The sequence below is a fragment of the Bacillus sp. JJ1503 genome (assembly GCF_036965125.1).
Lineage (GTDB): Bacteria > Bacillota > Bacilli > Bacillales > Cytobacillaceae > Cytobacillus.
Map to the genome: position 1 here is coordinate 1 of NZ_JBALOZ010000238.1, position 8903 is coordinate 8903.

6 protein-coding genes are annotated in these 8903 nt (G+C 35.9%); 5 read left to right on the plus strand and 1 reads right to left on the minus strand.

Translation table 11 applies throughout. From position 1 onward, the window contains the following. Together V7149_RS17725 and V7149_RS17730 are read left to right on the plus strand one after the other, a co-directional pair. Positions 1–666 (plus strand): amidohydrolase family protein (locus tag V7149_RS17725; RefSeq protein WP_335346932.1); only part of this gene is annotated, 666 nt, incomplete at its 5' end. An 89-nt stretch (positions 667–755) separates the two neighbouring features. Then, positions 756–2108 carry an allantoinase gene (locus V7149_RS17730; RefSeq protein WP_335346933.1) on the plus strand — a complete coding sequence of 451 codons (1353 nt, stop codon included), beginning with the start codon at positions 756–758 and terminating at the stop codon, positions 2106–2108. A 58-nt stretch (positions 2109–2166) separates the two neighbouring features. Here the strand turns inward: V7149_RS17730 and V7149_RS17735 are convergent, their stop codons facing one another. Continuing rightward, positions 2167–3813: a PucR family transcriptional regulator gene (locus V7149_RS17735; RefSeq protein ID WP_335346934.1), complete on the minus strand. Its 1647-nt coding sequence runs from the start codon at positions 3811–3813 to the stop codon at positions 2167–2169. 200 nt (positions 3814–4013) lie between these two features. Here V7149_RS17735 and V7149_RS17740 point away from each other — a divergent pair, with 200 nt between their 5' ends. The 3 genes from V7149_RS17740 to V7149_RS17750 all read left to right on the plus strand — a co-directional run bounded on the left by V7149_RS17740 (position 4014) and on the right by V7149_RS17750 (position 8179). After that, the gene (locus V7149_RS17740) at positions 4014–4958 is read left to right on the plus strand and encodes a DUF2877 domain-containing protein (protein ID WP_335346935.1); all 945 of its coding nucleotides are present in this window, start codon (positions 4014–4016) and stop codon (positions 4956–4958) included. 25 nt (positions 4959–4983) lie between these two features. Continuing rightward, on the plus strand, positions 4984–6372 hold the full coding sequence (locus V7149_RS17745) for a uracil/xanthine transporter (RefSeq protein ID WP_335346936.1): 1389 nt from the start codon (positions 4984–4986) through the stop codon (positions 6370–6372). Between the two features lie 154 nt (positions 6373–6526). After that, positions 6527–8179 (plus strand): PucR family transcriptional regulator, encoded by a 1653-nt coding sequence (locus V7149_RS17750; RefSeq protein WP_335346937.1) that lies wholly within the window; start codon positions 6527–6529, stop codon positions 8177–8179. The last annotated feature ends 724 nt before the right edge of the window (positions 8180–8903 follow it).

Here is an 8903-nt window from a genome sequence, read left to right on the forward strand (position 1 = left end):
GCTAAAGAAACTGGTTGTAAATTGCATTTAGTTCACATTAGTACGTCAGAGGCTGTTCAAGCTATTTTAAAAGCTCGTGAAGAAGGTGTAGATGTAACAGTTGAATCTTGCCCGCACTACTTTGCCTTTACTGCTGAACAAGTTGATGAAATTGGTCCTAGAGCAAAATGTCAGCCTCCAATCAGAAAAGCAGAAGATCAAGCGAAATTATGGGATGAGCTTCTTAACGGGAATATCGACTGGCTCACATCTGACCATTCTCCTTGTACTGAGGACTTAAAACAAGGAAATCTCTGGGAAGCATGGGGTGGTATTAGCGGAGCACAAAATAATGTTGATCTTATGTTTGATTTAGCTGTTAAACAACGCGGCTTACCAGTTCATAAGTTTGTTGAATTAATCGCAACAAATCCGGCAGAACGCTTTAATATTACACATAAAGGTGAAATTGCCGTTTCAAAAGATGCTGATATTATTTTAGTTGACCCTAACCAATCCTATGTTGTAAAAAGAGAAGACCTGTATTATAAAAACAAACATAGTGCATATGAAGGCAGAAAAATTGATTGCCGTGTAACAAAAACAATTGTCCGCGGAAATATCGTGTTCGATTTAGAAAAGGGAATTGTCGGAAGCCCTATCGGAAAACTTATTTCAGTAAAATAATTCTTTATAGTCCTATATATAGATACCCTTTGCTATTGTCGGCGATCGACAATGGCAAAGGGTTAAAAAAATGTTGGGGAGAGGGAAATATGGCAACTTATGATTTAATTATCAAAAACGGTACAATTGTAACTGCGGAATCAGTCGTTCAAGGTGATGTCGCGATCAAGGATGGAAAAATTCAAGAAGTATCTATTGGTAAATCTATTGAAGCAGCTGCAGAAAAAGAAATTAACGCAGAAGGATTACATATTCTTCCTGGATTAATTGATACGCATGTTCATTTTAATGAGCCAGGAAGAACGGAATGGGAAGGTCTTGAAACGGGAAGCAGAAGTTTAGCTGCTGGCGGGGCAACATCTTTCTTTGATATGCCATTAAACAGCACGCCTCCAACGATCAATAAAGCAAATTTAGATTTAAAAAAAGCTTGTGCTGATGAGAAATCTATCGTAAATCCATATTACTGGGGCGGACTCGTACCAGAAAATATTGCTGACCTTAAAGAGCTTCACGAAAATGGTGTTATTGGCTTTAAAGCCTTTATGTCACCAAGCGGAATTGCGGATTTCAACCATGTTGACGATGAAACCATTTTCAAAGGTATGAAGGAGATTGCATCTTTCGGTTCTTTATTGGCAGTTCACGCTGAAAGCACAGTTATTTGTGATCAGTTAGCAAAAGAAAAGCAAAGTGAAGGCAAAACGTCAGCAAGGGATTTTGTTGAATCAAGGCCGATTATTTCTGAAATTGAAGCAGTTAGAAGAATTATCTCTTATGCTGAAGCAACTGGCTGTAAGCTGCATGTTGTTCATGCAAGCAGCCGAAAAGTAGTGGAAGTTATTACAGAAGCAAAACAAAGAGGCGTAGATATTACGGTCGAAACTTGCCCGCACTATCTTGCTTTAACTGTAAAAGATTTAGAAGAAAAAGGCGGATTAGCAAAATGCTGCCCTCCATTGCGTGATGAAGAAGAAGTCGAAGATCTATGGGCTGCTGTAGCGAATGGTGAAATTAACGTCATCGCTTCTGACCACTCACCAGCACCTGCATCTATGAAAACAATTACAGACAACTATTTCGAAGGCTGGGGCGGTATCTCTGGTGCTCAATCAACATTAAATATTATGTTGACTGAAGGGCATTTCAAACGCAATCTGCCTTTAGAAAAAATTGTTGAATTAACAGCTACAAACCCAGCGGAACTATTCGGTCTTTCAAGTAAAGGAAAAATTGAAGCTGGATACGATGCAGACTTAGCCATTATCAACTTAAATGAAACCTTTGAATTAAAAAAAGAGGACTTATTCTACCGTCATCAACATTCACCTTATGTTGGCATGACATTTAAAGGAAAAGTCAAAACAACAATTGTCAATGGTGAAGTTGTTTTTGAAAATGGAAAAATCACGGAGAACGTAAAAACAAAAGCTAATGCATAAGCAATAAAACAAAAAACCAAAGCCCTAAAAATCAGGGCTTTGGTTTTTTGTTTATAAATTATTGTTCATGTTCATTAAGAATGGTTCCGATAATTAACGCAACGCGAATTCGCAGTGAATCTTGAGGGTCGCGAAAAGAACAATTAAGCATTTCTTCCGTTTTCTCAATTCGATACTTAACTGTATTTCTATGGATAAACAATCTTCTAGACGTCTCGGAAATTTCACATTGGGAATCAAGGAAAACTTGTATCGTTTTAACTAATTCCTGATCTTCTTTTGTCTTAGGATAGGCAAGCGACTTTAAGGTATTTTCGTAAAGAGCTCTTAGATCTTTTTTCGGAATAACATTAAGTAATTCTTCAAGTTCTTTCGTCTTATAGAAGTTGATGAATCCTTGCCTATTCATTTCATAGCCGTTCATGATTGCTTCTACAGATTCGAAATAAGCAGTTGGTATATCTTTGAGTGAATGAACTGCATTGCTAACCCCGAAAGAAATTGAATAGTCACCCTGCAAACTGTTTTGACAGCTTACGATAAATTCTGTTACATTACTTAAATCTGTTTCACTAAAATTGGAGAATTGCATAATCATGACAAAGTATTTTTCCTTCGAAAATAAAATGGCATCCATTTTACTGTGAATGATTTCATCTTCGAGCTGATCATAAATACTATTATATAACTCCCCGGCCTTTTTTTCATATAATTGCAAAGCTTGATAATTTTGACCTTGTGGATCAATGGAGCAGATTATACAAATATTATCCATGTTCTCTTTCAGCCCATAATAATTTGCCCTGCTTAAAATCTCTTCATCGGAGTGGATTCTCATTTCAATAAGATCATCAAAGAAATTATTTTTTAATATTCTTGAATTTTCTTCAATTGCCTGTTCTTTTATAATCGTAAAGGAAATAACATTGCCGGCCTGTTCGATTGCCATTTGTGAAGAAGGATAAGGCAAAGTTAAAGAATCAATTATAACGAGCATGCTAGGGTATTGCCTCTTTGTTTGTACAGGAAAGGTAGAAATGGATTGATGCTCTCTTGATGGAATGACAAATGTGGCTCCTTCTCTAGCAGCAGCTAAATCTTCTTTTACCTTTTGAATAATTTCCTGTTCAACAATTTTCATTGAATCCATTCGGAAATCATGACTATGGGCGATTTTTTCTCCTCGATGATTCAATAATAGGGTCGGCCGTGTAAGAAAATGACCTAATTGTTCGATTAGCGCAGTCAAACTATATCCTTTTATCAGCATATCAGAGAACTCTTTTTGAACATGAAGGGCATAATAAAGCTGTTCGGTTTCAGAATCATTTAAATAATTCAAAATATGACGGGAAACTTCCCCTAAAGTATGCTTTGTAGGAAGATCGATAATGGGAAAAGCTAAGTCATCAGCAAGTAATTTAATTTCTGTTGGCAATTCCTTTAAGAATCGGTTAATTTTGATGACTATGCCAGAACAATTTAATTCGTGCATTTGTTTAATCAATGCAGAAAATTGTTGAATATCACCACTGAAAGCATAACCAGTTGTTAGAAGCAGATGATTACTATCTAAAAATTGGATGATATCAGGTGTATCTGATATATTAACAAATTGAACATTCCGTGTGAGTCCTCTGTGACCTGCCAGGACAACACTTTCTTTCATGCCTTCTAATATAAATAAATCATTCATTGTTTTCATGTTTTATCCCTCATTTAAAAGCTTCGCAAATGTCATTTTACGTTAAATGTTAACAAAATGCAAATGATTTTTTGGTTATTGTGAACAATGACATCTAACTTGTTTATCATTTACACTATTAAGTAATAGAGATTATGGAACAATTTTTAAGAAAGCTCCTGTCATGTTAAAGCATATATTATAGTTTTGAGGTGAATTGGTTGATTTATTCAACAGGAACGAATAAATATGATAAACATCTGTGGAATGCATATGCTTTAAGTGATGAAATTCATCAAATTGTTAGTAACAATCCTAAAGGTTGTGTCCACAGTATATTTAACAATAGCTTCAACTTAAACTTCGGTCATCATCTTGTCCATGTTGGTGGACAGGAAAATGGCATGGCTCCATTTGGGATCGCATTAGAACAGGAACATGTACAACTGCTTACTCGACAAATTAGAGTAAACCAAACTGTTCATTGGGATAAGTTATCAAATAGATTTGTTTTCACGGATGGAATAATTCTTGCGTTAGAACAAGCAGAATTGATGAATCATGCCATCAAATCAAAAATGTACAATTTGAATAACTTAAAAAGTAATGTCCAAGTGGTTGCTAAAAGGCTTTTGCAAAATGATTGGCAAATAGGACTAGCAGAAACGCAAGAAGATCAAGCAGCGATAATAAATTATTTAATAAATTCCGATTCTGCAAATACAAAAGAGGATTCAGTCATAATCCAACAATTAGATATGTTGCGGAAACTTGCGAGGGGTCATGATTCAATAAACTCTAAAACAGTATTTGATTATTGGATTGGAAGGGGCCTTGGCCTTACACCAAGCGGTGATGATATTATAACTGGGATTTGTGCAATTCTTTCTTCATTTGAGGGAACAAACAAAGCCTTTCTTGAGCAACTGAAAAAATATTTATTGGAAGATGGCAGGAACCGGACAACACATGTTGCCTTTGAATATCTTATATACGCAGTTGAAAGGAAATTTCATTCACATCTTATTAAGATGTGTGAAGTAATGGATCAATCACAAGGACCTAATATATCGTTAGCTCTTGAAGAAATGAAACAAATAGGACATACTTCTGGAGCAGATACGTTAGCAGGTATTTTGTTAGGTATTAAAGCTGCAGTCAATTAAGAATTATTTATTACTATTAGGGAAGGTGATCGTTATTAAGGAGTTATTAAAATCAAGTAACTGGATTTCGGGCTTACAGTGGCTCTTTTTTATTTTCACAAACATTGTGGTTATACCGATTACAGTTGGTGCTGCTTTTGACCTTTCTCCAAGTAAAATTGTGAATTTGTTGCAGCTTTCCTTTATAGTGACTGGCTTAGCTTGTATCGTGCAAGCATTCTTTGGTCATAGACGCGCAATTATGGAAGGACAATCAGGACTTTGGTGGGGAGTGATCCTAACTCTTTGTACGACTGCCTCAGCACAAGGTATGTCGTTGTCTGTCCTTGGGGGTAGCTTGACAGTTGGAATTATTATATCTGCAATTTTGACATTTATTATTGGTGTAACTGGCATAGGGCCACACCTAGCTAAGCTATTTAACCCTGCAGCAATGGGTGTGTTTATGTTTTTATTTGGATGCCAATTGATTAGCATTTTTTTGAAAGGTATGCTTGGTATTCCGTTTGGTAATCAGGCACAAGGTGCACACATTGATCTATCTATTTCCTTATTATCAATCATTACGGCAATTATCGTTATTATCATAAGTGTTAAAGCACCGCCAAGTATTCGACGTTATGGCTTACTGATTGGTATCATAATTGGTTGGATTGCATATTCACTTATTTTTAATACTCAAAATTCGGTTAGTCAAGTATCGTCATTTAGCTTGGAGTTATTTCCATTAGGGAAACCGGCTTGGGATGTAGGGGTTATTATTACAACAGTGTTAGCTGGTTTACTAAACTCGGCAAATACATTTGGATCGTTAAAGGGAACTGAGGGAATGTACAATGTACAGACTACGAAGTCGGAATACAGAGCGTCCTTTATTATTACAAGTATTTTTTCGGCTATTGCTGGTTTATTTGGTCTTGTCCCTTATTCACCTTATGTTTCGTCAATCGGCTTTCTTAGTCAAACAGGTATTTTAAAAAGACTTCCATTTGTTCTCGGTGGAATTATGTTTTTAGTCATGGGTCTAATCCCGCCGATTGGCCATTTCTTCTCTCAATTGCCACTGAGTGTGGGAAGCGCAGCATTGTTTGTCTCATATTTGTTACTCCTGAATTCGTCAATGAATTTTTTCAAGCAGGTCGAATTTAAAACGAACAATGCATATCGTTCAGCGATTCCGTTGTTCGTAGGAATCGTGATTATGACATTACCTGTGTCTTATTTTGAAACAATTCCGAGTGTAGTTCGCCCTTTACTTAGCAGTGGATTACTAACGGGAATAATTCTTGCCCTTCTTTTAGAAAACCTGGTAAATTGGGAACGTGCTAGTGTAACAGAAGATAGTAAACAAAAAAAGGAAAAAACAGCTTTGGATATAGAGTTAGAAAAAACCCAAACGGTGCGTAATGGATGACGAAAACGATAAATAAATGACAAAAGGGCTAAAGAGGTTTCTCTCTTGCCCTTTTTACTTATTTAAATATTTTAAAATGTTTTACGCCATTTAATTACTGTATAGTTAAAGAGGCGTATTTTGCAGTATTAATCTATCGAAAGGACAAATACTGATGGAATTTAAGGAATTTAAAGTAGCAGATTTATTAAATATTGAGTCCATGAAAGACGCAGTTGTCTTAGGGGGACACCGTTATTTGATCAATGATATTAAGGGCATCACGATCATGGAAGGGCCTGATATTGTTGACTGGATCAAGGGTGGGGAAGTAATCTTAACTAGCCTTTATTCCATACGTTCTTTAGGTGAAAGAGAACAAAAGGAATTCATCGTGAGGTTGGTGGAGAAAGAAGTAAGTGCCCTTGTCGTTAAAATAGTGGAAACGGAAATTTCTGAACCACTAATCCGACACAGCGAGAAACTGGGTTTACCAATCATTCAGCTCCCGAAGGAAATTCCATTTGTTGATGTCATGTATCCTGTAATGGATGAACTCTTTAATAAACAAGTAACAAAGTTAAATTATTATCAAGAAATTCATGATCGCTTTACAGCATTGTCACTCGCTGATAAAGGGCCAGAAAAAATCATCGATACGTTAGAGAAGTTAATCGGTAACCCAGTTGCCCTGTTTGACCGGAATTTTCATTGTATTGTTTCAACGGCTCCTTGTCTATCATCATTTCAAATTATTGAAAAGGTTCACTTCTATGAACAGACTGCAGGAATAAAGTTCCCGCACTATCGGCAAATTGTGAAGTATCCACAATTAGATAACGTAATGGGTCATCAAATTGTCGTTCCGATTGAGACTCTAAATCATGTAAAAACGTACTTGTTAATTGGAGAGATGAATAAATCATTACAAGAACTTGATTTAATTGCAGTTGAAAATGCTGCAACTTCTTTATCCCTTGAATTAGTCAAACAATTTGCGGTAGCTGAGGTTGAAAAGAAGTTTAAAAACGATTTAATTGATGAGCTTATTAGCGGGAAAATCCATTCACTTCAATCAATCCACCAGAAAGCGAATGTAATCGGCTGGGATTTTGAAGGCTCGTTTGTGGCCGTTGTATTCAAAATAAATCAGCTTAAAGAGTTTGGAAATAAGCAGGTGGTTTCCGATCGGAATCATGCATTGGTGTATGAGACTGTTCATCATTACTTACCGAAAGGGATTATTACGAGCAAAAGTAATTTAGTCATCGTTCTTTGGAAGGTCAAGAAGAATAATAAAAATGATCCTGCTTGGATGAAAGATATAAAGAACACATCCAGAAGCATTCAAGAGTTTATTAAAAAACAAGTAAAAGACATTTCCCTTCAAGTGGGCATCGGGAACGTAGCGAAGGGAGTGATTGACATTCCTGAAAGTTACAAGGAAGCACGCGATGCATTAGAACTAGGTGAAAGGATAGATGGCAAGGAATCGATTACAGCCTTTTCTGAATTAGGGATTTTTCGCCTGTTATGTCATTTTAAAGACCCGTTAGAGTTGAGCCAGTTTATTCCTCAATCGCTTAAGGTATTGTTAAATTACCACCAAGAAAATCAAGCGGATCTCCTAAAAACTCTGCAGGTTTTTTTGGAATGTCAACAAAATGCTGCTAAGGCCGCTAAAGTTCTCTATATCCATTACAAAACGGTTGTTTATCGTTTGGACAGAATAAAAGAGATTACTGGCATGGATTTTAAAGATGCGGAGGAAATGTTATCTGTTCAAGTTGGGTTAAAGATTGTAGATCTTCTTCAACGTGAAAATTAGGAATATTAAATTAGGAGCCGCCCAATTGATAATTGGATATTTTTTCAAGGTAAAGACTTAGCTATTTTAATGTTTTTGTAATGTAACCCTTTACAATTTTATTCGCCTGTAATGGCTTTTCCCTTATAGTAGTGGTGAGGTTAAGAAACTCACTGATTAGGTGTGGAAGTTCAAGAAAATAACCTAAAAAAGGGAAATGATATTATGGTGGAAACTCTTCCGATCCTACTAGAATTCTTATTGAACTTTAAAAATTTACTTGCCCCCAGTGCCCAATGGCTAGTGGATTTCGCCTTTCTCCCTGGCATAATTCAACATAGAGTTATTTTCCTACTTTGTATTTTATTTATGTCGAGTGAAATGATTGTGGCTGTACGGCGCTAGTCGGAAGCAATGAGTTTTCCGTTTTCCATGTTATAACGTAATAAAAACAGTTATTATGAATCTAATGGTATCTGTTCAAGCTTATATTCTGATAAGCCGGTCAGATGCCTTTATTATAGAGAAGAGCAACAAGATGAGAAAAAGCTCGCTCATTAAAGAAAGAACTTATTAGTTTGCTGTGTAAGAGTGTCAGAGTATATAGACACTCTATTTCTTGTGTCCGTGTTTTATCCGATTAGGATAAATTAGTTAATAAAACTTTATCCAATTATCCTAAAGACTATAGATGTATAATCTTATACCATTAAATCTGGGTCTTTAAGAATAAAAACCTTTCTCA